A 26,110-nucleotide genomic window follows, 5' to 3' on the forward strand; every position below is an offset into this window, starting at 1 on the left:
CGCTGAGTTTCTTGATATTTTGGATAACCTAAACGATTTACCAATCGTATATATTGATGAAACAGGAATCGACCGTTACCTCTATCGTCCTTATGCAGGGGCTCCTAGAGGGGAGAAAGTCTATGAAAAGATTAGCGGACGTCGTTTTGAGCGAACTTCAATTGTTGCAGGACAAGTAGACGGAGAGTTTATAGCTCCCATGATTTACAAGAACAGCAGGACAAGCGATTTCTTTGGGGAGTGATTCAAAACGCAACTTCTACCTGCTTTGAAGACACCTCGTGTTATTATCATGGACAATGCTAGTTTTGATCCCAAGAACATTTTGGATGAACTCTGCATCCAAGATAAACACTTTTTCTTACCTCTACCGCCTTATTCACCAGATTTGAATCCTATTGAGCAAGCTTGGGCTATCTTGAAAAAAGAAAGTAACAGATTTATTAAGGGAAGTCCCAACTATTTTTGAATGTTTGGAACGCTTTTTAAAACTAAATGACTATAACAGCTATTGCCCAAGGAAAGAAAACAAAGAAACAAGCCTGTGTCGAACTTAATCTTTCTGAAAGACAAATCAATCGTCTGCTACTAGTCTATCAACAGAAAGGAAAAGAAACCTTCAGACACGGAAACAGAGAATTGGAAGATTTTTTATTTGTGTCTTAAATCAGGTCTTGCGTGACATTTTCTGCTCTCCACATACCATTGTTGATTAACAGAACACCAGAATTAAAATTATGTGTATAAAAATCATCTCTAACTGCAGCTAAGGGTATATCCGTCAAGTCCAAATCCCACAGCTCATCTATCGATTTTCTTACAACAATATCTAAATCCAAATACAGTACACGAGACTCGCTTACATACTTTGGAATAAAATACCTAAAAAAGCCGCATATGAAAGTCCCTCAAAGGGGAGACGATAACCTTTCAGAATACTACTGTCAATCTAAACATTCACAATCTCACTATTCAAAGTCTCTAGTCTTTTTTCCATCAATTGGAACCATTCTCGCGGAAGGTCATCATTAAAAACATAAAACTTAAGATTATAATAGATGAACACAAAGAGATTTTATTGTTGTTTCAACTTTATCCATATAAGCATTATCTGCACCTAAGACAATCGCTTTTTTCTCTTCTTTCACTCTTTATCTCATTTCTTTTTATTCCCATCATATGTTTCTACGTAACCATTATTTTCGCCTATTCGTTCGTAAAACCATACCAGTGGAGATTTTAGATGAAGTCCCATTACGGTTTACAATTTTTACATTACGACACGGAGTTTTACAAATCGATTTCATTTGCCAAACGTAGTTAGTAAGGCAGTTAGCTAGGCTACCTACTTTCTGCTACAACGGAAAAATCCACGAATCAATATTATTCGTGGATTTTTCCTAGTGAAGCGTTTAGGTAAGCCGATTGTTATACTACGACACGTAGTTTGACCAATCGATTCTATTTGCCAAACGTAGTTAGTGAGGCAGTTAGCTAGACCGCTCACTACCAGTTACGACGTAAAGTTTTACGAATCGATATTATTCGTAAAACTTTACTAGTGGAGCGCCTAGAGTCTGGGACAAAAAGATTTTGATTTTATGAATTCTTTATTATAAGTTTTTAAAATCGATAGATTAGACAAAAAAGCAAACAAAACAGAATTCTGAGTGTCAGATAACTTGTTTTGTTCGCTTTTTATATTTAAGGTTAGACTTTTGTCCCAGACTCGTTAGTTACTTAGATTGTTACACAATCAAATAAATTTACTGAACTACGACACTGAGTTTTACAAATCAATTCCATTTGTAAAACTCAGTTAGTGAGGCAATTAGCTAGTTCGCCAAATAGCGACTAGCGTCCAACAATTAGGAACTTTAGTTCCAATTGTTGGTACTGAGTCACATCTTCTCTTCCAACTCTACATCTGGATACTTGTCCGCAAACCAACGGAGAGCAAAGTCATTTTCAAAGAGAAAGACTGATTGGTCGAAACGGTCTTTAGCCAAGATATTGCGGCTTGATGACATGCGTTCATCCAAGTCCTCAGGTTTAATCCAACGAACGGTCTTTTTACCCATTGGGCTCATGACCACTTCTGCATTGTACTCGCCTTCCATACGGTGCTTAAAGACTTCAAACTGAAGTTGACCAACAGCTCCCAGCATGTACTCGCCTGTTTGGTAATTCTTATAAAGCTGAATAGCTCCTTCTTGCACCAATTGCTCGATTCCCTTGTGGAAAGATTTTTGTTTCATAACGTTCTTAGCAGATACTTTCATGAAAATTTCAGGAGTAAAGGTTGGCAGCGGTTCAAACTCAAACTTGTTTTTTCCAACTGTCAAAGTGTCACCAACCTGATAAGTACCTGTATCGTAAACCCCGATGATATCACCTGCCACGGCATTGGTTACATTCTCACGACTTTCCGCCATAAACTGAGTCACATTCGACAGTTTAGCCCCCTTACCAGTACGAGGCAGGTTAACACTCATACCGCGCTCAAATTCACCAGATACGATACGGACAAAGGCAATGCGGTCACGGTGACGAGGGTCCATATTGGCTTGGATTTTAAAGACAAATCCTGAAAAATCCTTGTCGTAAGGATCCACAATTTCGCCATCTGTTTTCTTGTGTCCATGTGGTTCTGGAGCAAACTTAAGGAAAGTCTCAAGGAAGGTCTGCACACCAAAATTTGTCAAAGCCGAACCGAAGAAGACAGGTGTCAATTCTCCAGCAAGGATAGCTTCCTCTGAAAACTCATTTCCAGCTTCATTTAAAAGTTCAATATCATCTTTTACCTGCTCGTAGAAAGGATTGCTGCTAAAAAGCTTGTCCCCATCTTCTAAACTGGCAAAACGCTCATCCCCCTTGTAAAGTTCCAAGCGTTGGTTATAGAGGTCATAGAGCCCTTCAAAAGCTTTCCCCATCCCGATTGGCCAGTTCATCGGATAGCTCGCAATACCCAAGACTTCTTCCAATTCTTGCAAGAGGTCCAGTGGCTCACGACCGTCACGGTCTAGCTTGTTCATAAAGGTAAAGACTGGAATACCACGGTGTTTGACAACTTCAAACAATTTCTTTGTCTGCGCCTCGATACCCTTGGCAGAGTCCACGACCATGACCGCAGCATCCACCGCCATCAAGGTACGATAGGTATCTTCTGAGAAATCCTCATGCCCTGGTGTGTCAAGGATATTCACGCGCTTGCCATCGTAGTCAAACTGCATCACAGATGAAGTAACCGAAATCCCACGTTGCTTCTCGATATCCATCCAGTCAGACTTGGCAAAAGTCCCTGTTTTCTTTCCTTTTACGGTACCAGCCTCACGAATCTCGCCCCCAAAGTAGAGCAACTGCTCAGTGATGGTTGTTTTCCCCGCGTCTGGGTGAGAGATGATGGCAAAGGTACGACGTTTCTTAATTTCTTCTTGAATATTCATAAGTTCTCTTTCTTTGATTCTCTATTTTTCTTGTTTCAATAGCTAAGAATGATTTTTACATTGGATTTTACCATTCCTTTCAACACTCCATTATATCGGATTTTAGCATTTTTTTCAATTTCTATTTCTTTTCACTTCCCCCTCCCTTATTTATAGGAAAATATGGTAAAATAGAACAGACTAAAAATCATCATTTCACGAAAGGATGTAAGATGAAAATTACGCAAGAAGAGGTAACACACGTTGCCAATCTTTCAAAATTAAAATTCTCTGAAGAAGAAACTGCTGCCTTTGCAACGACCTTGTCTAAAATTGTTGACATGGTTGAATTGCTGGACGAAGTTGACACAACTGGTGTCGCACCTACTACGACCATGGCTGACCGCAAGACCGTACTCCGCCCTGATGTGGCTGAAGAAGGAACAGACCGTGATCGCTTGTTTAAAAACGTACCTGAAAAAGACAACTACTATATCAAGGTACCAGCTATCCTAGACGATGGAGGAGATGCCTAATGACTTTCAACAATAAAACCATTGAAGACTTGCACAATCTCCTTGTCTCTAAGGAAATTTCTGCAACAGAATTAACACAAGCTACGCTTGAAGATATCAAGTCTCGCGAGACAGCTATCAACGCTTTTGTTACCATCGCTGAAGAGCAAGCTCTTGTTCAAGCTAAAGCCATTGATGAAGCTGGAATTGACACTGATAATGTCCTTTCAGGAATTCCGCTTGCAGTAAAGGATAACATCTCTACAGACGGTATTCTCACAACCGCTGCCTCAAAAATGCTCTACAACTACGAGCCGATCTTTGATGCAACTGCGGTTGCTAATGCAAAAGCCAAGGGCATGATTGTCGTAGGAAAAACTAACATGGACGAATTTGCCATGGGTGGTTCTGGTGAGACTTCTCACTACGGAGCAACTAAAAATGCTTGGGACCACAGCAAGGTTCCTGGTGGTTCATCAAGTGGTTCAGCTGCAGCTGTAGCCTCAGGACAAGTCCCCTTGTCACTTGGTTCTGATACGGGTGGTTCCATCCGCCAACCTGCTGCCTTCAACGGGATCGTTGGTCTCAAACCAACCTACGGAACAGTTTCTCGTTTCGGTCTCATTGCCTTCGGTAGCTCATTAGACCAAATCGGACCTTTCGCACCAACTGTTAAGGAAAATGCCCTCTTGCTCAACGCTATTGCCAGCGAAGATGCTAAAGACTCTACTTCTGCTCCTGTCCGCATCGCCGACTTTACTTCAAAAATCGGCCAAGACATCAAGGGCATGAAAATTGCTTTGCCTAAGGAATACCTAGGCGAAGGAATTGATCCAGAGGTTAAGGAAACAATCTTAAACGCGGCCAAACACTTTGAAAAATTGGGTGCTATCGTCGAAGAAGTCAGCCTTCCTCACTCTAAATACGGTGTTGCCGTTTATTACATCATCGCTTCATCAGAAGCTTCATCAAACTTGCAACGTTTTGACGGTATCCGTTACGGCTACCGCGCAGAAGATGCGACTAATCTTGATGAAATCTATGTAAACAGCCGTAGCCAAGGTTTTGGTGAAGAAGTGAAGCGCCGTATCATGCTGGGTACTTTCAGTCTTTCATCAGGTTACTACGATGCCTACTACAAGAAGGCTGGACAGGTCCGTACACTTATCATTCAAGATTTCGAAAAAGTCTTCGCGGATTATGATTTGATTTTGGGTCCAACTGCTCCAAGTGTTGCCTATGACTTGAATTCTCTCAACCATGACCCAGTTGCCATGTACTTAGCCGACCTATTGACCATACCTGTAAACTTGGCAGGACTTCCTGGAATTTCGATTCCTGCTGGATTCTCTCAAGGTCTACCTGTCGGACTCCAATTGATTGGTCCCAAGTACTCTGAGGAAACCATTTACCAAGCTGCTGCTGCTTTTGAAGCAACAACAGACTACCACAAACAACAACCCGAGATTTTTGGAGGTGACAACTAATGAACTTTGAAACAGTCATCGGACTTGAAGTCCACGTAGAGCTCAACACCAATTCAAAAATCTTCTCACCTACTTCTGCCCACTTCGGAAATGATCAAAATGCCAACACTAACGTGATTGACTGGTCTTTCCCAGGAGTTCTGCCAGTTCTCAATAAAGGGGTTGTCGATGCCGGAATCAAGGCTGCTCTTGCCCTCAACATGGACATCCACAAAAAGATGCACTTTGACCGCAAGAGCTACTTCTATCCTGATAACCCCAAAGCCTACCAAATTTCTCAATTTGATGAACCAATCGGATATAATGGCTGGATTGAAGTCGAACTAGAAGACGGTACGACCAAGAAAATCGGTATCGAACGTGCCCACCTAGAGGAAGACGCTGGTAAAAACACCCATGGTACAGATGGCTACTCTTATGTTGACCTCAACCGCCAAGGGGTTCCCTTGATTGAGATTGTATCTGAGGCAGATATGCGTTCTCCTGAAGAAGCCTATGCTTATCTGACAGCCCTCAAGGAAGTTATCCAGTACGCTGGCATTTCTGACGTTAAGATGGAGGAAGGTTCGATGCGTGTGGATGCCAACATCTCCCTTCGTCCTTATGGTCAAGAGAAATTCGGTACCAAGACTGAATTGAAGAACCTCAACTCCTTCTCAAACGTTCGTAAAGGTCTTGAATACGAAGTCCAACGCCAGGCTGAAATTCTTCGCTCAGGTGGTCAAATCCGCCAAGAAACACGCCGTTACGATGAAGCGAATAAAGCAACCATCCTCATGCGTGTCAAGGAAGGGGCTGCTGACTACCGCTACTTCCCAGAACCAGACCTACCCCTCTTTGAAATTTCTGACGAGTGGATTGAGGAAATGCGGACTGAGTTGCCAGAGTTTCCAAAAGAACGTCGTGCGCGTTATGTATCTGACCTTGGTTTATCAGACTACGATGCTAGTCAGTTGACTGCTAATAAAGTCACTTCTGACTTCTTTGAAAAAGCTGTTGCCCTAGGTGGTGATGCCAAACAAGTCTCTAACTGGCTCCAAGGGGAAGTCGCTCAGTTCTTGAATGCTGAAGGTAAAACACTGGAACAAATCGAATTGACACCAGAAAACTTGGTTGAAATGATTGCCATCATCGAAGACGGTACTATTTCATCTAAGATTGCCAAGAAAGTCTTTGTCCATCTAGCTAAAAATGGCGGTGGCGCGCGTGAATACGTGGAAAAAGCAGGTATGGTTCAAATTTCAGATCCAGCTATCTTGATCCCAATCATCCACCAAGTCTTTGCCGATAACGAAGCTGCTGTTGCCGACTTCAAGTCAGGCAAACGTAACGCCGACAAGGCCTTTACAGGATTCCTTATGAAGGCAACCAAAGGCCAAGCCAACCCACAAGTTGCCCTTAAACTACTTGCACAGGAATTGGCGAAGTTGAAAGAAGATTAATATGTAAAAGAAACCAGCCTTGAGGTTGGTTTTTTCTCCCCTACCATCTCCCAATAACTATTTTGGCTTTATTTCCAGAAGATTTTATGGTAAAATGAAGAGTAATAATATTTATTAAAGAGGTAAAAACATGATTGAAGCAAGCAAATTGAAAGCTGGTATGACATTTGAAACTGCAGACGGAAAATTGATCCGCGTTTTGGAAGCTAGCCACCACAAACCAGGTAAAGGGAACACAATCATGCGTATGAAATTGCGTGATGTCCGTACTGGTTCTACATTTGATACAAGCTACCGTCCAGAAGAAAAATTCGAACAAGCTATTATCGAAACTGTTCCAGCTCAATACTTGTACAAAATGGATGAAACTGCCTACTTCATGAACACTGAAACTTACGACCAATACGAAATACCAGTCGTAAATGTTGAAAATGAGTTGCTTTACATCCTTGAAAACTCTGATGTGAAAATCCAATTCTACGGAACTGAAGTAATCGGTGTAACTGTACCAACTACTGTTGAATTGACAGTTGCTGAAACACAACCATCTATCAAAGGTGCTACTGTTACAGGTTCTGGTAAACCAGCAACTATGGAAACTGGACTTGTTGTCAACGTTCCTGACTTCATCGAAGCTGGACAAAAATTGATCATCAACACTGCAGAAGGAACTTACGTTTCTCGTGCCTAATCTCTAGAAAGAGGTCATTCTATGGGAATTGAAGAACAATTTGGCGAAATCGTTATCGCTCCACGTGTACTTGAAAAAATTATTGCCATCGCAACTGCTAAAGTTGAGGGTGTCCACTCATTTTCAAATAAATCCGTATCTGACACCCTATCAAAACTCTCTCTTGGTCGTGGTGTCTACTTAAAAGAAAGCAATGAAGAACTAACTGCTGACATCTACCTCTACCTTGAGTACGGTGTGAAAGTACCAAAAGTGGCTCTTGCTATTCAAAAAGCGGTCAAAGATGCTGTCCATGATATGGCTGATGTGGAACTTTCTGCTGTCAATATCCATGTTACAGGAATCGTTCCAGATAAAACACCAAAACCTGAGTTGAAAGATCTATTTAACGAGGACTTCCTCAATGACTAGTCCATTATTAGAATCTAGACGCGAACTTCGTAAATGCGCTTTTCAAGCTCTTATGAGCCTTGAATTCGGTACAGATATGGAAACGGCTTGTCGCTTTGCCTACACACATGACCGTGAAGATGCAGATGTGCAAATCCCAGCCTTTCTTCTAAACTTGGTTTCTGGTATCCAAGCTCAAAAAGAAGAGTTGGATAAACAAATCAACCAGCACCTCAAGTCAGGCTGGACAGTTGAACGTTTGACTTTGGTCGAAAAAAACTTACTACGCTTGGGTATCTTTGAAATCACATCATTTGATACACCTCAGCTGGTAGCAGTCAATGAAGCCATTGAACTTGCCAAGAATTTTTCAGATCAAAAATCAGCCCGTTTTATCAATGGATTGCTTAGTCAATTTGTAACTGAAGAAAATGAATAATCAAAAAGGTGTTTGGTCTTCCAGGCACCTTTTGACTTTCCCCTCTGCACAGAGTAAGAACCACATAAAAACTAGAACTGGCAGTCAGTTCTAGTTTTTGCGTATTCTAAAGAATTATACTCAATGAAAATCAAAGAGCAAACTAGGAAGCTAGCCGTAGGCTGCTCAAAACACGGTTTTGAGGTTGTGGATAGAACTGACGAAGTCAGTAACATATATACGGCAAGGCGAAGCTGACGTGGTTTGAATTTGATTTTCGAAGAGTATTAGTATTTTCTAAACCGTTGATAGCGCTCTTCCAACAACGCTTCTAACGGTTTTTGTGAAAGTAGAGCTAGCTCAGCTTGGAGTTCTTTTTTAACATTCTTAATCAGTTCTTTGCTAGAAAGTCCTGCTTCAGAAATCACCTTGTCTACTACGTCCATTTCTAACAGTTCGTGTGAAGTGATTTTCATCAGTTCTGCTGCTTCCATGGCACGACTGCCATCCTTCCATAGAATGGAAGCAAAGCCTTCTGGACTGAGAATAGCATAAATAGAATTTTCCAGCATCCAAACACGGTCTGCGACTGCTAGAGCCAAAGCCCCACCTGAACCACCTTCACCGATAATGATAGCGATAATAGGAACTCTCAGATCACTCATTTCCATGAGATTGCGAGCGATAGCTTCTCCTTGACCGCGTTCTTCCGCACCGACACCAGGATAGGCACCTGCTGTATTGATAAAGGTCACAACTGGACGGCCAAACTTTTCAGCCTGTTTCATCAACCGTAGGGCCTTGCGGTAGCCTTCTGGATGCGGTTGACCAAAATTCCGCTTGAGATTATCTTGTAAACTCTTGCCTTTTTGGATACCAACCATTGTTACAGCTTGGTCTCCAAGCCAGCCGATACCACCAACAACTGCACCATCGTCACGAAAAGAACGGTCACCGTGTAATTGGATAAATTCATCAAAAATGCCTGTCGCAAAGTCCAAGCTTGTCAAGCGACTCTGCTCACGCGCTTCTCTGACTATTTTTGCAATATTCATCTAGAACTCCCTCCATGCAATCTGACTAGGCTAGCAATGGTATCTGGCAAGTCTCTTCTTTTAACGATAGCATCCACAAAGCCATGTTCCAATAGGAATTCTGCCTTTTGGAAATCCTCAGGCAAGCTTTCACGAACCGTATTTTCAATGACACGACGCCCAGCAAAACCGACCAAGCTCTGTGGTTCAGCCAGAATGATATCACCTTCCATAGCGAAAGAAGCTGTCACACCACCTGTCGTTGGATCTGTCAAAATGGTCAAGTAAAAGAGACCAGCATTTGAATGCCGTTTAACTGCTGCAGAGATCTTGGCCATCTGCATGAGACTCATGATTCCTTCCTGCATACGGGCTCCACCAGAGGCTGTGAAGAGGACAACTGGCAATTTTTCGACAGTCGCATACTCAAACAAACGAGTGATTTTTTCACCTACAACCGTACCCATAGAAGCCATGATAAAGTTGGAATCCATAATCCCAAGAGCCACAGTCTGACCTTTTATAAGAGCTGTTCCTGTCACAACGGCTTCATCCAGACCTGTTTTTTCACGCATAGTTGCTAGTTTCTTTTGATAACCAGGGAAATGCAAGGGATCCTTGCTTTCAATCCCTGTAAACAATTCCTTGAAGGTTCCCATATCAATCGTCAAAGCCAAGCGTTCTTGGGCAGAAATACGAAAGGTGTAGCTACAATGTGGACAGATACGCTCACTTCCCAGATCCTTCTGATAGATGGTATGCTTACAGCCTGGACACTGGGAAAATAATTCATCTGGAACCTCTGGCTTAGCTTGAGGTTTTTCCCTAACCGAACGATTGGGATTGATTCGAATATACTTATCTTTTTTACTAAATAGAGCCATTGATTCCCCTTTTCGGTTTAAACTCTTGAAGTCATTTTATTCTTTTTCTTGATATTTGGGTAAGAAGGTTTCCATTAAGAAGGAAGTATCGTAATCTCCAGCAATGACATTGCGATCTGAAATGAGGTCAAGCTGGAAATCTGCATTGGTCTGCACCCCTTCAATCTCTAATTCATAGAGGGCACGTTGCATTTTCATCAAGGCATCAAAACGGTTTTCACCGTGTACGATGATTTTGGCAATCATACTATCATAATAAGGCGGAATGGTATAACCTGGATAAACTGCTGAATCCACGCGCAAGCCAACTCCACCACTTGGTAGATAGAGATTAGTAATCTTACCTGGACTTGGAGCAAAGTTAAAGGCTGGATTTTCTGCATTGATACGACACTCGATGGCATGACCGCGTAGGACAATATCTTCTTGCTTAACAGACAGAGGTTGACCTGCCGCAATGCGAATCTGTTCCTTAACGATATCCACACCTGAAACAAATTCTGTTACTGGATGTTCTACTTGTACACGAGTATTCATTTCCATGAAATAGAAATTGCCACTGGCTTCATCAAGAAGAAACTCAATGGTCCCTGCATTTTCATAGCCAACAGACTCCGCCGCTCGAACAGCAGCAGAACCGATTTCATGACGCAGCGTTTTCCCGATTGCAATCGAAGGACTTTCTTCCAAAACCTTTTGGTTGTTCCGTTGTAGAGAACAATCCCGTTCCCCCAAGTGGATTACATTTCCGTGTTCATCTCCTAGAATTTGAACCTCGATGTGACGAGCTGGATAGATAACCCGTTCTATGTACATGGCACCATTGCCATAATTGGCCTTGGCTTCACTAGAGGCAGTTTCAAAGGCTGAAACAAGGTCTTCTGGTTTTTCAACCTTACGAATCCCTTTACCACCACCACCTGCTGAAGCCTTGAGCATAACAGGATAGCCAATTTTTTCAGCAACAATCAAGGCCTCCTCAGAGTTATGCACTTCTCCACCTGAACCTGGAATAACAGGCACACCAGCCTTAATCATCTGAGCACGCGCATTGATTTTGTCCCCCATCATATCCATAACATGACCAGATGGACCGATAAATTTGATGCCCACTTCTTCACACATAGTTGCAAATTTGGAATTTTCACTGAGAAACCCAAAACCGGGGTGAATGGCTTCTGCCTCAGTCAAGACTGCAGCTGATAGAACCGCATTAATATTGAGATAAGACTCAGTTGCCTTACCAGGACCGATACAAACCGCTTCATCTGCCAAAAGCGTATGAAGGGCTTCCTTATCAGCAGTTGAATAGACTGCTACGGTCGCAATCCCCAATTCACGCGCCGCACGGATAATACGAACCGCAATTTCACCACGATTGGCAATTAAAATTTTTCGAAACATGGAGAACCTCCTTAGTTCCCAATTGCAAAGGTAAGAGTACCACTAGCTGCAAGCTTGCCATCCACTTCAGCCTTTGCTTCAACCACGGCTATGGTGCCACGACGTTTTACAAAAGTCGCTGTCATAACCAATTGGTCGCCTGGTACAACTTGCTTCTTGAATTTGACCTTATCCATACCAGCGTAAAAGACCAGTTTTCCTTTATTTTCAGGTTTTGACAACTCCAACACACCAGCTGTTTGCGCCAAGGCTTCCATGATCAGAACACCTGGCATAACTGGGTATTGAGGAAAGTGACCGTTAAAGAAAGGCTCGTTGATGGTCACATTTTTTATGGCAACGATGGTATCCTCGCTCACTTCCAAGACACGATCCACTAGGAGCATAGGATAACGGTGGGGAAGGGCTTCTTTGATTCCTTGAATATCGATCATTTGATTCGTACCAATCCTTTACCAAACTCAACCATTTCTTCGTTAGAAACGAGAATTTCCGTTACCACACCATCCTTAGGAGCTGGGATTTCATTCATGACTTTCATGGCTTCGATAATGACCAATGTTTGACCTTTTTTGACACTATCACCAACTGTAACGAAGGCAGGTTTATCTGGTCCAGCAGCCAAGTAAACCACTCCAACAAGTGGACTCTCTACAAGATTTCCCTCAGTAGCCACACTTGCTTCAGCTGGAGCTGGAACTTCTTCTGCTACAGTCTCTGCTGGAGCAGATGTAGGAGCTACTGGACTCGGTGTTGCTAGAACGGGTGCTGGAGCGACTTGAGTTGCAACTTCAGGCACAGGTCTCGCTTCATTCTTGCTAAACTGCAACTCATCCGTCCCATTTTTATAAGAAAATTCTCTCAAACTTGACTGGTCAAATTGAGTCATCAAGTCTTTAATATCGTTTAAATTCATACTTATCTATTCTCCCAACGTTTGAAAGCAAGAACTGCATTGTGGCCTCCAAAACCAAAAGTATTTGAAATAGCGTATGGAATTTCTTTCTCCAAGCCTTGTCCATAAACGACATTAGCTTCGATATAATCTGATACTTCACTTGTCCCAGCTGTCATTGGTACAAAGTTATGACGCATAGCTTCGATGGTGACGATAGCTTCTACTGCACCCGCAGCCCCCAGCAAATGTCCTGTAAAAGACTTGGTTGATGATACAGGTACTTCCTTACCAAGAACAGCTACGATAGCACCACTTTCTCCTTTTTCATTGGCAGGAGTTGACGTTCCGTGAGCATTGACATAGGCTACTTGCTCTGGAGAAATCTCAGCTTCTTCCAAGGCTAGTTTGATGGCCTTGATAGCTCCCTGACCTTCTGGATGTGGAGAAGTCATGTGGTAGGCATCACAAGTATTTCCGTAACCAACCACTTCAGCCAGGATAGTAGCTCCACGTTTTTCAGCGTGTTCAAGACTTTCTAGAACCAACATCCCTGAACCTTCACCCATAACAAACCCATTGCGATCCTTATCAAATGGGATCGAAGCACGAGTTGGATCCTCTGTAGTAGAGAGAGCTGTTAAGGCTTGGAAACCAGCGATGGCAAAAGGTGTGATAGAAGCTTCTGTTCCTCCCACCAACATCACATCTTGGAAACCAAACTTAATAGAGCGGAAGGCATCCCCAATCGCATCATTTGATGAAGAGCAGGCAGTATTGATAGATTTACAAACACCGTTTGCACCAAAACGCATGGCTACATTCCCAGAAGCCATATTTGGTAAAGCTTTTGGAAGAGTCATTGGTTTGACACGTTTGGGCCCTTTTTCATGAAGGCGAAGTACCTGATCTTCAATTTCCTTGATTCCACCAATACCAGATGCAACGATAACACCAAAACGATCCCTATTAAGAGCCTCTACATCAAGATTGGCATGATTTACAGCCTCTTGGGCTGCATACAAGGCATATAAAGAATAGTTATCAAAACGGTTGGTATCTTTTTTTACAAAGTATTTATCGAACGGAAAATCTTGGATTTCTGCCGCATTATGCACATCAAAATCACTATGATCAAATTTTGTAATGCCACCAATGCCGATTTTCCCAGTTGCTAAACTATTCCAAAATTCTTCTGGTGTATTTCCGATTGGAGATGTTACTCCATAACCTGTTACCACTACTCGATTTAGTTTCATTCTTTTCACCTCTAGCTTTCGCTACATACTTAAGCCACCATCAATGGCAACCACTTGACCAGTTAGATAATCTTGGCCTGCTAAAAATACTGTCAAATCTGCAACCTGCTCTGCCTGCCCAAATTCTTTCATCGGAATCTGAGCTAGTGTAGCTTCCTTAATCTTATCTGATAAGATAGCTGTCATATCAGACTCAATCATTCCTGGAGCAATCACATTGACTCGTATATTCCGACTAGCAACTTCACGTGCCACAGACTTGGTAAAGCCAATCAAGCCAGCCTTAGAAGCAGCATAGTTAGCTTGACCAATATTCCCCATCAAACCAACAACACTAGACATATTAATGATAGCACCTTCTCTAGCTTTCATCATCGGTTTCAAGACTGATTGTGTCATATTAAAGGCACCAGTCAGATTGACCTTGAGCACTTTTTCAAAATCTGCTTCTGTCATCTTGAGCATAAGAGTATCTTGGGTAATCCCTGCATTGTTGACCAAAACATCTACTGAACCCAGTTCTGCAATAGCTTGATCAATCATACGCTTAGCGTCTGCAAAATCTGATACATCTCCTGAAATGGGAACCACCTTGATACCATAGTTTGAAAACTCAGCGAGCAATTCTTCTGAGATTGCCCCACGACTGTTTAAGACAATGTTGGCTCCTGCTTGAGCAAACTTGTGGGCGATGGCAAGACCAATTCCACGACTCGAACCTGTAATAAAGATATTTTTATGTTCTAGTTTCATTTTTTTCCTTTCAAAACTTCTACTTATTTTAGCCTATTTCTCTAAAAGTGCTACTAAACTCGCTTGATCTTCCACATGAGCTAAGTGAGCAGTTTGATCAATTTTTTTAACAAAGCCTGACAAGACTTTCCCCGGTCCAATCTCGATAAAGTTGCTTATGCCTGCTTCTTGCATGACCCCAATACTTTCATAGAAACGAACGGGTTCCTTGACCTGACGCGTCAAGAGCTGAGCAATGTCCTCTTTTTGCATCACAGCAGCTTCTGTATTGCCGACTAGGGGACAAGTAAAATCTGAAAAACTTACCTGAGCTAGAGTTTCAGCTAGTTTCTGGCTAGCTGGCTCAAGGAGAGCGGTGTGAAAGGGACCTGACACCTTAAGAGGAATCAAGCGTTTGGCACCTGCTTCTTGCAAAAGTTCAACCGCTCGATCAACTGCAACCACTTCTCCAGCAATGACGATTTGTGCAGATGTGTTATAGTTGGCTGGAGTAACCACTCCAAGTTCAGAAGCTTTTTGACAGGCTTCTTCAATGACCTCTACTGGCGTATTGAGAACTGCTACCATCTTGCCAGAGTCAGCAGGAGCCGCATCTTCCATATAGGCTCCACGCTTAGCTACCAAGGCAACCGCATCTTCAAAATCCAAGGCGCCGCTTGCCACCAAGGCAGAGTATTCTCCAAGAGATAAACCAGCAACCATATCAGGCTGATAGCCCTTTTCTTGCAATAAACGGTAGATAGCAACCGAAGTCGCTAGAATGGCTGGTTGCGTATAGCGGGTCTGATTGAGTTTGTCTTCTTCCCTATCGATGAGATAACGCAAATCATAACCGAGCACCTGACTCGCTCGATCAATCGTTTCTTTGACAATAGGGTAGTGATCATAGAGATCCCGTCCCACCCCTAGATACTGGGCACCTTGACCAGCAAATAAAAAGGCTGTTTTAGTCATTTCTTACAACTCCTGCCCAGCGAGAGGCTTCTTCTTGAATTTTCTTAGCTGCTCCGTAATACAAATCTTTTAGGATTTCTTCAGCTGTTTCTTCTTTAGAAACAAGCCCTGCGATTTGACCTGCCATGATAGAGCCACCATCCACATCACCGTGAACAACTGCTTTGGCTAGGGCGCCTGCTCCCATTTGTTCAAAGATTTCTAAATCAGGATCTTCCTGCTTAAAGGCATCTTTTTCAGCCAGTTCAAAATCTCTAGTCAACTGATTTTTAATAGCACGAACAGCATGACCAAAGTGCTGAGCTGAAATCGTAGTATCAATATCCCTTGCTTTTAAAATTTTCTCCTTGTAGTTTGGATGGGCATTCGACTCTTTTGCAACTACAAACCGTGTCCCCACCTGTACAGCCTCTGCACCTAGCATAAAGCCAGCCGCAGCACCTTCACCATCCGCAATTCCTCCTGCAGCAATAACAGGAATAGATACAGCTGTGGCTACCTGTCGCACCAAGGTCATGGTTGTTAATTTACCGATATGCCCCCCAGCTTCCATTCCTTCTGCAATAACAGCGTCTGCACCGATTTTTTCCATGCGTTTAGCTAAAGCAACACTAGGAACGACAGGAATAACGATTATCCCAGCTTCATGGAAACGTTCCATGTATTTACCAGGATTTCCTGCACCTGTTGTCACTACCTTAACACCTTCCTCGATAACGAGATCTACAATATCTTCCACAAAGGGAGACAAGAGCATGATGTTGACACCAAAGGGTTTATCCGTCAATGATTTGATCTTATCAATATTTGCCTTGACAACTTCTTTCGGGGCATTTCCCCCACCGATAATCCCTAGTCCTCCAGCTTTAGAAACAGCCCCTGCCAAATCACCATCAGCAACCCAAGCCATTCCTCCTTGAAAGATAGGATAATCAATGTTCAATAATTCTGTAATACGCGTTTTCATAGTGCCTCCATCGTTTCTTGCTTACGTAATAGTTCGATACTGTCATAATTTGACAATCAAACTATTACCTAAACAAGAGGGAGCGGGTTTCCCTACTCCTTCTATCTATATTCTGCTTATACTCTTCGAAAATCAAATTCAAACCACGTCAGCGTCACCTTGCCGTACTCAAGTACAGCCTGCGGCTAGCTTCCTAGTTTGCTCTTTGATTTTCATTGAGTATTATTTTGTTTGCTCTTCAACGTAGGCAACCAAGTCACCAACTGTTTTCAAGTCATCTTTTGCTTCGATTTGGATATCAAAAGCATCTTCGATTTCTGAGATTACTTGGAACAAGTCCAATGAATCAGCGTCCAAATCATCAAAAGTTGATTCAAGTGTTACTTCTGATGCATCTTTTCCAAGTTCTTCAACGATAATTTCTTGTACTTTTTCAAATACTGCCATGATAGGACTCCTTTAAAATAAATAGTTTTTTATAACAATGTGTTCACCACATGATTACCTAAATTGTAAGAATGAGCGTGCCCCAGGTCAAGCCTCCACCGAAGCCTGATAGAAGAACAGTCTGGCTACCATCTAAAGGGATGAGACCTTGTTCTACACACTCTGAAAGTAAAATCGGGATACTGGCTGCACTGGTATTGCCATATTCCATCATATTGGCTGGAAGTTTGTCTCGGTCAACACCAATTTTTCTAGCCATCTTATCCAAAATACGGATATTAGCCTGATGCAATAGCAGATAATCCAAGTCTGTCGCCTCTATAGGAGATTCTTCAATAGTCTGCTTGATAGACTTGGCTACATCTCGAATGGCAAAATCAAAGACTGCGCGTCCATCCATCTTCAAAAATGAATCTGCACTTTCTTGATCTGAAAATGGAGAATGCAAACCTGAATGCCCATAAGTTAAACACTCACTGCGACTTCCATCGCTATTGAGACTCTCAGCTAAGAAATTCTCTTGCTCGCTAGCTTCTAACAAGACACCACCAGCACCATCTCCAAACAACACAGCTGTTGATCGATCCGACCAATCGACTGCCTTAGAGAGGGTTTCACTACCAATCACCAAGCCTTTTTGAAAGCGACCAGAAGCGATAAACTTTTCAGCAGTTGAAAGAGCAAATACAAATCCACTGCAAGCCGCGGTTAAGTCAAAAGCAAAGGCTTTATTAGCACCAATATTAGCTTGAACACGAGCAGCTGTAGAGGGCATCATCGAATCTGGAGTAATGGTAGCTAGGATGATAAAATCCAGTTCCTCTCCTATTATTCCAGCTTTTGCCATCAGTTTCTTAGCAACTTCCGTAGCCAAATCACTGGTAGATTCTGTTCTTGAAATATGCCTTTGTCGTATTCCCGTTCGACTTGAAATCCACTCATCATTGGTATCCATAATCTGAGCCAAGTCGTGATTTGTAACCACTTGCTCTGGCACATAATGAGCAACCTGGCTTATTTTTGCAAAAGCCATTATTTCAAATCCTCCAAAAATTGGTAAAGATTAGTCAACCCTTTGCTCATAACATCAATTTCTTCCTCGCTCATGCCATCAATAATTTTTTCTACCATGGCCTTGTGGAAGCGTTTATGCAGTCTATGGATCAAGCGCCCCTTCTTTGTCAAATGCAGATGCACCACACGACGATCCTGTTCTGACCGAACTCGCTCAATGTATCCCTTACGCTCTAAATTGTTCAAACTTGTCGTAACAGTTCCAAGAGTTACCATCAACTCTTTTGACACTTGACTTGGAGTCACATCTGGAGCCTTACCGATGACATCAATCGTATGCATTTCTTTGATGGAGATATCCTTAAAACGACTACCTCTCAAGTTCACTTCCTCAATTACAAGGACATTGTTAAATATAGATGTTAAATATTCATTGATTCGTTGGTAGTCCATTTTTCATATCCCTCCTTCTTCAAAAAAATTTTACAATCAAAACATTTGACAGAAAGAATTATATCAAAATTCAAAGAATGATGCAAGTATTTTTTATTTTCCTGTAAATTTAGGTCTTCTTCTCTCCGAATGAGCTCGCACTCCTTCTTTGAAATCCTCTGTTTGAGCTAAGGATTTCTGTAGGTTCAGTTCTAAAGTAGCGTAACCCTGCCAGTCTTTAAACTGGCTCTCCCAAACCAACTTCTTAATGGCAGCATAGGAATTACTTGAAGCACGTCTTAATTTTTTAAGAAGCTGTTCTCTCGTCTTTTCAAGTTTTTCAGCTTCAGAAACGCGGTAAACCAACCCCCATTCTAGGGCTTTTTCTGCCGTTAAAGCCTCTCCTGTCATAGCTAATTGAGCAGCACGCGTCACACCGATACTGCGGCTCAAGAGATGAATTCCCCCTGCATCTGGAGCCAAACCAACACCAACAAAGGCTTGGATAAACTTAGCCTTATCCGTCGCCAAACAGAAATCTGCCGCAACAGCCATATTCGCTGCGGCACCTGCAACAGCACCGTCAACTTCCATTAAAACAGGTTTGGCTATTTGCTTGATTTTATAAGAAATCGTATTGACCAACTCTGCGATTTTTGTCAATGATGGAATATCATCCTCATCCACTGCCCGCTTCATCTCTACCAAATCTCCCCCAACTGAGAAGACCTTTCCATTGGCATTGATTAAGATAAAATGCACAGCTGGATTTTCTTCTGCCAGAGTCAAGGCTTCTAAGATCTCCTCACACATGGGAATATGGAAACCATTAGCGACATCAGGACGGTTTAAAGTAATAATTGCCAAATCCTCTTCAAGCTGATAAATAATATGTTCCATCTGGACTCCTTTTTATTTTATAAGAAGTTTATACTCTTCGAAAATCTCTTCAAACTACGTCAACTTCCATCTGCAACCTCAAAGCAGTGCTTTGAGCTGACTACGGCTAGCTTCCTAGTTTGCTCTTTGATTTTCATTGAGTATTGAATTATTTTATTTTCAAAGTATATCTTTTTTAGGAACAGAAAGCAAGAAAAAATTGACTGAAAGTGTCTCAGCCGATTGGAAAGGCTCGCTTTATCCTATAAAGCATCTTATTTTCTTCATTGAAAAAAGGCTTTCTTTCTGCTATAATCGTATAAAATACTTACTTTAGGAGTTCTTATGAAAGTTGTTAAATTTGGAGGTAGCTCTCTTGCCTCTGCTGGTCAATTAGAAAAAGTTTTAAACATCGTTAAAAGCGATCCAGAGCGTCGTTTTGTAGTCGTCTCTGCGCCTGGTAAACGCAATGCTGAAGATACTAAGGTTACGGATGCCTTAATTAAATACTACCGCGACTATGTTGCTGGTAACGATATTAGCAAGAGCCAAAACTGGATTATCGACCGCTATGCTGCTATGGTTAGTGAACTAGGACTAAAACCAGCTGTGCTAGAAAAAATTTCCAAAAGCATTCGCGCCTTGGCCACTCTTCCTATCGAAGAAAATGAATTTCTCTACGACACTTTCCTAGCAGCCGGTGAAAACAACAATGCTAAATTGATTGCTGCCTACTTTAATCAAAACGGGATCGATGCACGCTATGTGCACCCTAGAGAAGCTGGTATTGTGGTCACAAGTGAACCTGGTCACGCTCGCATCATTCCATCAAGTTATGACAAGATTGAGGAATTGACAAATACAAATGAAGTCCTTGTCATTCCTGGTTTCTTTGGTGTTACCAAGGAAAATCAAATCTGTACCTTCTCCCGTGGAGGATCGGATATTACAGGTTCTATCATTGCTGCCGGTGTTAAGGCCGATCTCTATGAAAACTTTACAGACGTTGATGGTATCTTTGCAGCCCACCCTGGAATCATTCACCAACCACACTCAATCCCTGAGTTGACCTACCGTGAAATGCGTGAGTTGGCCTATGCAGGATTCTCAGTCCTTCATGACGAAGCCCTTCTACCTGCCTACCGTGGAAAAATTCCTCTCGTTATCAAGAATACCAACAACCCTGACCATCCAGGTACTCGTATCGTTCTAAAACACAGTAGTGATGAATTTCCAGTTGTGGGAATTGCTGGTGACTCAGGCTTTGTCAGCATTAACATGTCGAAATACCTCATGAACCGTGAGGTTGGATTCGGACGCAAGGTTCTTCAAATCCTTGAAGATCTTAACATCGGTTGGGAACATATGCCAACTGGTATCGACGATCTTTCGATTATCCTCCGTTCTCGCGAACTAACTCCTATCAAGGAAGAAGAAATCCTGCGTCAGTTGGTTCAAAAGGCTGAAGTAGACCATGCAGAAATCGAACACGACCTTTCAATCATTATGATTGTTGGAGAAAAAATGAAGAGCCATATTGGTGTCACTGCTACTGCAACTCGCGCTCTATCTGAAAACAAGATCAACATCCAGATGATGTCTCAAGGTTCTAGTGAAGTTTCTATTATGTTTGTTGTCAATAAAGACCAAGAGAAAGCAGCAATCAAAGCCCTCTACAATGCCTTTTTCGGAGAAAGTAAGGAAGATTAATCATGGCCCAATCTCTTAACAAAACAGTGCTTCTCAGCACGACAGGCACTTCCTACCTCTCTATCGCTGGAAAAGTTGGGAAATTCCTTGTCGGAGATCAGGCCTTAGAATTTTACCCAGACGTCAATGTCGAACAATTTATCCAGATTCCTTGGGGGCATATCAATCAGATTGGAGCCAATGTCACTGGACGAAAAATCAGTCGCCACTTCGAAGTCTTTACAGACAAAGGAAAATTCCTCTTTGCTTCAAAAGACTCAGGTGCTATTCTCAAAATTGCACGCGAAAAACTGGGTAATGACAAGGTCGTCAAACTTCCGACCCTGATTCAGACAATTAGCCAAAAATTTAAAAATCTATTTGCAAAAAAGTAGAAACTTTAGTATAATCATAGCAACGGATAAGTAGGTTATCTTCTTCTTTCAGAAAGTCTGCGGGTGCTGCGAGCAGATAGGAGGGATAGGTGAAATTCTACCGTTAGTAACAATTACATACACAATCAAGTGCACACCTGTGAAGTTGGATGGAACCGTGGCCCTGCCACTCCAACGCTTTGTCAGGTGTGCTTTTTTCATAAAGGAGTTCTTATGTTAGATATCAAACGTATTCGTACAGACTTTGATGCTGTCGCAGAAAAATTGGCTACACGTGGTGTAGATGCTACTGTCTTGAATGAGATGAAAGAAATCGATGCTAAACGTCGTGACATTTTGGTCAAGGTTGAAACTCTCAAAGCAGAACGCAACACAGTTTCTGCTGAGATTGCCCAAGCCAAACGCAACAAGGAAAATGCAGATGACAAGATTGCTGCCATGCAAAACCTATCTGCTGAGGTTAAAGCCTTGGATGCTGAATTGGCAGACATCGATGCTAAATTGACAGAATTTACAACGACTCTTCCTAACATCCCAGCTGACAGTGTTCCTGTTGGGGCTGATGAAGATGACAATGTGGAAGTTCGCCGTTGGGGGACTCCACGCGAGTTTGACTTCGAACCTAAAGCTCACTGGGATCTTGGTGAAGACCTTGGCATCCTTGACTGGGAACGCGGTGGTAAGGTAACAGGAGCTCGCTTCCTCTTCTATAAAGGCCTCGGTGCTCGTTTGGAACGTGCTATCTACAACTTTATGTTGGATGAGCATGGAAAGGAAGGCTATACGGAAGTCATCACGCCTTACATGGTTAACCATGACTCTATGTTTGGTACTGGTCAATATCCAAAATTCAAGGAAGACACTTTTGAACTCAGCGACAGCAATTATGTCCTTATTCCTACAGCTGAAGTTCCTCTGACAAACTACTACCGTGATGAAATTCTTGACGGTAAAGACCTGCCAATCTACTTCACTGCTATGAGCCCATCATTCCGTTCTGAGGCTGGTTCAGCTGGCCGTGATACTCGTGGCTTGATTCGTTTGCACCAATTCCACAAAGTTGAAATGGTTAAATTTGCCAAGCCAGAAGAATCTTACGAAGAATTGGAAAAAATGACAGCCAACGCTGAAAATATCCTTCAAAAACTCAACCTTCCATACCGTGTCGTTGCTCTCTCTACTGGAGATATGGGCTTCTCAGCTGCCAAAACTTACGACTTGGAAGTATGGATTCCAGCCCAAAATACCTACCGTGAAATCTCAAGCTGTTCAAACACAGAAGATTTCCAAGCCCGTCGTGCCCAAATCCGTTACCGTGATGAAGCAGATGGCAAAGTTAAATTGCTCCATACCTTGAACGGTTCTGGACTTGCAGTTGGACGTACAGTGGCTGCTATTCTTGAAAACTATCAAAATGAAGATGGATCTGTGACCATCCCTGAAGTTCTTCGTCCATACATGGGTGGAGCTGAAGTTATCAAACCATAAAAAATAAGGTTTAGCTATTTCTAGCTAGACCTTTTTTCGTAACCAAATCAGATAAGCGCCTAATACAAAGAATAAAATAGTGAGGCAAATAACGGTTTCAGCCACTACCAGATAATCCAGAAATGGAAGTTTCAAGATTCCCTGAGCCATCTTAAGCGAAGTAGCTGTGATAATGGTTGGGAAGGTGAGTGCTGAGAAGGCTGGTTGAAAACCTTGTTTTAAAATATTGGGCAGGCGAGTCAAAACAAAGAAAAAGAAAGATTGGGAAGCCAAGATCATGACAATCAAGAGCCAAGTCGGTAGACTGGCTCCTCCAACTCGAACTAGAGAAGCCAAGAGTAGAGAGAAGGGAGCGCAATAGATTCCTTCTTGTCCAAGCAAGGCTAGTGGGAGTGGATGTTTCTTTAAATCGCTATAAATAAGGGGATAGAGATAGAAGGTCAAGAGAAAACCAAAACTCAAGGTCGCATAGGCAATTTCGATGATGCCTACCAGAGGATAGGTCAAGGCAGCCACCGCTATCCCCACATAGAGAACCGTCCAGCTAGGAGTCGCATGAACCCTACGACCTGGACAGGCAAACTTGATGGTGAAATCAGCAATCAAGGCCAAATCCAAGAGAAATGAACACCACCAGAGTCCTTGCACAACCAAAGAAAGATGAGGGAAGACGCGAAAGACATAAGTCGATAAAATCATCCCAGCCATGGGAAAGGTCGCCATCCCTGACAAAAGAGGAGGCTTGGTCAACTCTTGCTTGCTTTCCTTCCAATTAAAAAGATGCAGAAGCAGAAAGTAAATCCACAAAATCAAACCTGTCAGACTAAAAAGATGTGACAGAACCGGCAACGTATCTAAAATAAGATTTCCAGATCCTGCTAAACCTAGCAAACAACCAGAAAATACCAAGGGGAGTTTTTTCATCCTAACCTCCAATAATCATGTTAGTTTCAGTATAGCATAAAAGCGCTTAAATGAGGGGATAAAAAACGAAGTCCGTTGATTTCAGACTTCATTTTTTACTCAGATATGAATTAAGCATAAGGTTGCAATTCTGGGTTAATTGGGGTATTGGCTAGGTTGTTGGCATAGTTACAGAGGCTTGCTAGGCTGACACCAAGAACCACATCCAAGGCATTTTGTTGGGTGTAGCCAGCTTCTAAAAACTCAGACAAGGCTTCATCTCCTACACGACCCTTGGTATTGATAACTGCCAAAGTAAACTTAGCTAGGGTATCCAATTTAGGATCTGTTTCAATTGGAGTACGATTGCGAAGAGCTTGAATCAAGTCATCATTCATCTGGATTTGTTTGATGGAAAAGGCTGTGTGACCTGCGACACAGAAGGCACAACCATTGGTCACGGCTGCCGTGATTTGCACCACTTCACGCTCAACGGGTGTCAGGCTGTTGCGACGGTTGATAGATGCGACAGTTCGGTATGCTTCTAAAGCAGTCGGTGCATTGGCCAAGAGACCGATTAGGTTGGGAATATAGCCATTGTTGTCTTTTTCTACTGTTTCAAGAACCTCTTTCACTTCTGCCGGTGCTGATTCTACTGTATGGATTGTAAATGTTGTCATAAGATACCTCTTTTCTTGTTATTGACACTAATATTATTGGAAAATCTTATAAAATCCTGATTCCTAAGTTTATTTAAGACAAAGGTTTATTCTCTCATAAGATTTTCGTTGTATATTATACTCTTCGAAAATCAAATTCAAACCGCGTCAGCGTCGCCTTACCGTACTCAAGTACAGCTTGCGGCTAGCTTCCTAGTTTGCTCTTTGATTTTCATTGAGTATTAGTTTATCACACTTCCAATCATTTGCATAATATATATTATATATCAGCTTGATAAAAATCATTTATAGGCAAAAAAATCACACGCCATGTGTGATTTCATTATTTGTCAAAATACTTTTTAGTTTCAGCAATAACGACTGGCGACAAGACTAAGAGGGCAATCAAGTTTGGCAGAACCATCAAGGCGTTGACGATATCTGCGATAATCCAGACCATATCCAACTCGATAAATCCTCCCAACAAGACCATGAGCACAAAGACCACACGGTAGAGCCAGATAAAACGAACACCAAAGAGGAACTCGAAACAGCGTTCTCCGTAATAGTTCCAACCTAGAATCGTTGTGAAGGCAAAAAGTACAAGGAAGATGGTCAAGAGGGCAGGCCCAAAGTGTGAAAAGACTGTTGAGAAGGCTGACTGAGTCAAGGCAACCCCATTTAAGTCACCACTCCAAACACCAGTCACCAAGATGGTCAAACCAGTCAGAGTACAGATAATGAGAGTATCAATAAAGGTTCCTGTCATAGAAATCAAACCTTGCTCTACTGGTTCATTTGTCTTAGCCGCAGCCGCTGCAATGGGAGCAGAACCTAGACCAGATTCATTTGAGAACACACCACGCGCCACACCATTTTGAATAGCCATCCGAACGCTAGCACCAGCAAATCCACCTACCGCAGCAAGGGGACTAAAAGCCGATGTCAAGATTAAAGCGATTGTAGAAGGAATTTTCCCGATATTAAAGAAAATAACTGTAAGAGTTCCTAAGATATAAATGATCGCCATAAAAGGAACAACAGTAGTTGAAACCTTAGAAATGGACTTGAGTCCACCAAAGACAGCAATCGCTACAAAGACAGACAAGACGAGAGCTGTGATGGCTGGTGAAATAGCCGTTGTATTTTGGATAGATTCTGTAATCGAGTTGACTTGGGTGAAGGTTCCGATTCCCAAGAGAGCAACCAATACTCCTGCTACTGCAAACAAAACAGCAAGTGGTCGCCACTTTTCTCCCATTCCTAGAAGGATATAGTGCATGGGACCTCCCGCTACTGCACCATGGTCGTCCTTGGTGCGGTATTTGATGGCCAAGAGTCCTTCCGCATACTTGGTAGCCATTCCAAAGAAAGCCGCCATCCACATCCAAAAGAGAGCTCCTGGTCCACCAACCTTGATAGCCGTCGCAACTCCTATAATATTCCCTGTTCCAACGGTTGATGCCAAGGCTGTACACAGAGCTGCAAAACTGGATACATCACCATGTCCCTTATCCTGGATAAAAATAAGCTGAAAGGCCTTGGGCAGACGCAAAACCTGCAAGAGTCCTAGCCGAATAGTTAGGTAAATCCCTGTTCCGACCAATAAAATCAAGAGGGGCGGTCCCCAAGCAAAAGCATCGATTGATTTAAGCAATTCTAACATTTCCTTCTCCTATCGTTTCA

General features: G+C 42.4%; 28 protein-coding genes and 2 pseudogenes. 11 read left to right on the forward strand and 19 right to left on the reverse strand.

Annotated features, from left to right (window positions below; all coding sequences use genetic code 11):
* Together B4W83_RS13305 and B4W83_RS12295 are read left to right on the forward strand one after the other, a co-directional pair.
* Positions 1 to 491, forward strand: a pseudogene (locus B4W83_RS13305) (IS630 family transposase); the annotation flags it as partial.
* A gap of 4 nt (positions 492 to 495) precedes the next feature.
* Positions 496 to 636: pseudogene (locus B4W83_RS12295) on the forward strand (helix-turn-helix domain-containing protein); the annotation flags it as partial.
* Between the two features lie 26 nt (positions 637 to 662).
* Here B4W83_RS12295 and B4W83_RS03770 read toward each other — a convergent pair.
* From B4W83_RS03770 to B4W83_RS03780, 3 genes are all read right to left on the reverse strand, one after another.
* Entirely contained in the window at positions 663 to 899 is a 237-nt protein-coding gene (locus tag B4W83_RS03770) for a glycosyltransferase (protein WP_255209663.1), read from the reverse strand.
* Between the two features lie 150 nt (positions 900 to 1,049).
* The gene (locus B4W83_RS13310) at positions 1,050 to 1,148 is read right to left on the reverse strand and encodes a hypothetical protein (RefSeq protein WP_001810144.1); all 99 of its coding nucleotides are present in this window, start codon (positions 1,146 to 1,148) and stop codon (positions 1,050 to 1,052) included.
* Positions 1,149 to 1,901: 753 nt separating this feature from the next.
* Positions 1,902 to 3,446: a peptide chain release factor 3 gene (locus B4W83_RS03780; protein ID WP_001025442.1), complete on the reverse strand. Its 1,545-nt coding sequence runs from the start codon at positions 3,444 to 3,446 to the stop codon at positions 1,902 to 1,904.
* 212 nt (positions 3,447 to 3,658) lie between these two features.
* On the opposite strand from B4W83_RS03780, the gene gatC reads away from it, so the two are divergent.
* The 6 genes from gatC (at position 3,659) to nusB (ending at position 8,389) form a co-directional block, all read left to right on the forward strand.
* On the forward strand, positions 3,659 to 3,961 hold the full coding sequence (gene gatC, locus B4W83_RS03785) for an Asp-tRNA(Asn)/Glu-tRNA(Gln) amidotransferase subunit GatC (protein WP_000705410.1): 303 nt from the start codon (positions 3,659 to 3,661) through the stop codon (positions 3,959 to 3,961).
* The gene (gene gatA, locus B4W83_RS03790; protein WP_000143715.1) at positions 3,961 to 5,427 is read left to right on the forward strand and encodes an Asp-tRNA(Asn)/Glu-tRNA(Gln) amidotransferase subunit GatA; all 1,467 of its coding nucleotides are present in this window, start codon (positions 3,961 to 3,963) and stop codon (positions 5,425 to 5,427) included. Before gatC ends, gatA begins: the two co-directional genes overlap by 1 nt.
* Positions 5,427 to 6,869, forward strand: a complete 1,443-nt coding sequence (gatB, locus tag B4W83_RS03795) for an Asp-tRNA(Asn)/Glu-tRNA(Gln) amidotransferase subunit GatB (RefSeq protein WP_001008685.1) — start codon at positions 5,427 to 5,429, stop codon at positions 6,867 to 6,869. Before gatA ends, gatB begins: the two co-directional genes overlap by 1 nt.
* A 130-nt stretch (positions 6,870 to 6,999) precedes the next feature.
* Complete coding sequence (gene efp, locus B4W83_RS03800) at positions 7,000 to 7,560, forward strand: elongation factor P (RefSeq protein ID WP_000568643.1); 561 nt, start codon at positions 7,000 to 7,002, stop codon at positions 7,558 to 7,560.
* Between the two features lie 21 nt (positions 7,561 to 7,581).
* Positions 7,582 to 7,971, forward strand: coding sequence for an Asp23/Gls24 family envelope stress response protein (locus B4W83_RS03805; protein WP_000510576.1), 390 nt, complete (start codon positions 7,582 to 7,584; stop codon positions 7,969 to 7,971).
* Positions 7,964 to 8,389 (forward strand): transcription antitermination factor NusB, encoded by a 426-nt coding sequence (nusB, locus tag B4W83_RS03810; protein WP_000203641.1) that lies wholly within the window; start codon positions 7,964 to 7,966, stop codon positions 8,387 to 8,389. Before B4W83_RS03805 ends, nusB begins: the two co-directional genes overlap by 8 nt.
* 266 nt (positions 8,390 to 8,655) lie before the next feature.
* Here the strand turns inward: nusB and B4W83_RS03815 are convergent, their stop codons facing one another.
* From B4W83_RS03815 to B4W83_RS03875, 13 genes are all read right to left on the reverse strand, one after another.
* Positions 8,656 to 9,423: an acetyl-CoA carboxylase carboxyl transferase subunit alpha gene (locus tag B4W83_RS03815; protein ID WP_001017387.1), complete on the reverse strand. Its 768-nt coding sequence runs from the start codon at positions 9,421 to 9,423 to the stop codon at positions 8,656 to 8,658.
* The gene (gene accD / locus B4W83_RS03820; protein WP_001173359.1) at positions 9,420 to 10,286 is read right to left on the reverse strand and encodes an acetyl-CoA carboxylase, carboxyltransferase subunit beta; all 867 of its coding nucleotides are present in this window, start codon (positions 10,284 to 10,286) and stop codon (positions 9,420 to 9,422) included. Before accD ends, B4W83_RS03815 begins: the two co-directional genes overlap by 4 nt.
* A 36-nt stretch (positions 10,287 to 10,322) precedes the next feature.
* A complete protein-coding gene (gene accC, locus B4W83_RS03825) occupies positions 10,323 to 11,690 on the reverse strand; it encodes an acetyl-CoA carboxylase biotin carboxylase subunit (RefSeq protein ID WP_000488684.1) in 1,368 nt (455 codons plus the stop codon).
* 11 nt (positions 11,691 to 11,701) lie between these two features.
* Positions 11,702 to 12,124: a 3-hydroxyacyl-ACP dehydratase FabZ gene (gene fabZ / locus B4W83_RS03830; protein ID WP_000565515.1), complete on the reverse strand. Its 423-nt coding sequence runs from the start codon at positions 12,122 to 12,124 to the stop codon at positions 11,702 to 11,704.
* Positions 12,121 to 12,606, reverse strand: a complete 486-nt coding sequence (accB, locus tag B4W83_RS03835; protein ID WP_001052244.1) for an acetyl-CoA carboxylase biotin carboxyl carrier protein — start codon at positions 12,604 to 12,606, stop codon at positions 12,121 to 12,123. The genes fabZ and accB overlap by 4 nt, the downstream gene beginning before the upstream one ends.
* A gap of 2 nt (positions 12,607 to 12,608) precedes the next feature.
* Positions 12,609 to 13,844 carry a beta-ketoacyl-ACP synthase II gene (gene fabF / locus B4W83_RS03840; protein ID WP_000774063.1) on the reverse strand — a complete coding sequence of 412 codons (1,236 nt, stop codon included), beginning with the start codon at positions 13,842 to 13,844 and terminating at the stop codon, positions 12,609 to 12,611.
* Between the two features lie 21 nt (positions 13,845 to 13,865).
* Positions 13,866 to 14,597 (reverse strand): 3-oxoacyl-[acyl-carrier-protein] reductase, encoded by a 732-nt coding sequence (gene fabG / locus B4W83_RS03845; protein WP_000763053.1) that lies wholly within the window; start codon positions 14,595 to 14,597, stop codon positions 13,866 to 13,868.
* A gap of 33 nt (positions 14,598 to 14,630) precedes the next feature.
* On the reverse strand, positions 14,631 to 15,551 hold the full coding sequence (gene fabD, locus B4W83_RS03850; RefSeq protein ID WP_000167658.1) for an ACP S-malonyltransferase: 921 nt from the start codon (positions 15,549 to 15,551) through the stop codon (positions 14,631 to 14,633).
* Positions 15,544 to 16,518, reverse strand: a complete 975-nt coding sequence (gene fabK, locus B4W83_RS03855) for an enoyl-[acyl-carrier-protein] reductase FabK (protein ID WP_000857438.1) — start codon at positions 16,516 to 16,518, stop codon at positions 15,544 to 15,546. Before fabK ends, fabD begins: the two co-directional genes overlap by 8 nt.
* Positions 16,519 to 16,740: 222 nt before the next feature.
* Entirely contained in the window at positions 16,741 to 16,965 is a 225-nt protein-coding gene (locus B4W83_RS03860) for an acyl carrier protein (protein ID WP_000257843.1), read from the reverse strand.
* Positions 16,966 to 17,023: 58 nt separating this feature from the next.
* Complete coding sequence (locus B4W83_RS03865; RefSeq protein WP_000852944.1) at positions 17,024 to 17,998, reverse strand: beta-ketoacyl-ACP synthase III; 975 nt, start codon at positions 17,996 to 17,998, stop codon at positions 17,024 to 17,026.
* Complete coding sequence (fabT, locus tag B4W83_RS03870) at positions 17,998 to 18,432, reverse strand: fatty acid biosynthesis transcriptional regulator FabT (protein WP_000386348.1); 435 nt, start codon at positions 18,430 to 18,432, stop codon at positions 17,998 to 18,000. The genes B4W83_RS03865 and fabT overlap by 1 nt, the downstream gene beginning before the upstream one ends.
* A gap of 93 nt (positions 18,433 to 18,525) precedes the next feature.
* On the reverse strand, positions 18,526 to 19,311 hold the full coding sequence (locus tag B4W83_RS03875; RefSeq protein WP_000400065.1) for an enoyl-CoA hydratase: 786 nt from the start codon (positions 19,309 to 19,311) through the stop codon (positions 18,526 to 18,528).
* A gap of 324 nt (positions 19,312 to 19,635) precedes the next feature.
* Here B4W83_RS03875 and B4W83_RS03890 point away from each other — a divergent pair, with 324 nt between their 5' ends.
* From B4W83_RS03890 to serS, 3 genes are all read left to right on the forward strand, one after another.
* Positions 19,636 to 21,000: an aspartate kinase gene (locus B4W83_RS03890; protein WP_000869641.1), complete on the forward strand. Its 1,365-nt coding sequence runs from the start codon at positions 19,636 to 19,638 to the stop codon at positions 20,998 to 21,000.
* A gap of 2 nt (positions 21,001 to 21,002) precedes the next feature.
* A complete protein-coding gene (locus B4W83_RS03895) occupies positions 21,003 to 21,374 on the forward strand; it encodes a DUF956 family protein (protein ID WP_000079353.1) in 372 nt (123 codons plus the stop codon).
* A gap of 213 nt (positions 21,375 to 21,587) precedes the next feature.
* Positions 21,588 to 22,862: a serine--tRNA ligase gene (gene serS, locus B4W83_RS03900; RefSeq protein ID WP_000884237.1), complete on the forward strand. Its 1,275-nt coding sequence runs from the start codon at positions 21,588 to 21,590 to the stop codon at positions 22,860 to 22,862.
* A gap of 24 nt (positions 22,863 to 22,886) precedes the next feature.
* Here serS and B4W83_RS03905 read toward each other — a convergent pair whose 3' ends face one another.
* The 3 genes from B4W83_RS03905 to B4W83_RS03920 form a co-directional block, all read right to left on the reverse strand.
* Positions 22,887 to 23,786, reverse strand: coding sequence for a TDT family transporter (locus tag B4W83_RS03905; protein WP_000735987.1), 900 nt, complete (start codon positions 23,784 to 23,786; stop codon positions 22,887 to 22,889).
* Positions 23,787 to 23,896: 110 nt separating this feature from the next.
* Positions 23,897 to 24,445 (reverse strand): carboxymuconolactone decarboxylase family protein, encoded by a 549-nt coding sequence (locus B4W83_RS03910; protein WP_000206765.1) that lies wholly within the window; start codon positions 24,443 to 24,445, stop codon positions 23,897 to 23,899.
* A 322-nt stretch (positions 24,446 to 24,767) separates the two neighbouring features.
* Positions 24,768 to 26,090 (reverse strand): alanine/glycine:cation symporter family protein, encoded by a 1,323-nt coding sequence (locus B4W83_RS03920; RefSeq protein WP_000891475.1) that lies wholly within the window; start codon positions 26,088 to 26,090, stop codon positions 24,768 to 24,770.
* Between the last annotated feature and the right edge of the window lie 20 nt (positions 26,091 to 26,110).

It is taken from the genome of Streptococcus pseudopneumoniae ATCC BAA-960 = CCUG 49455, assembly GCF_002087075.1.
Lineage (GTDB): Bacteria > Bacillota > Bacilli > Lactobacillales > Streptococcaceae > Streptococcus > Streptococcus pseudopneumoniae.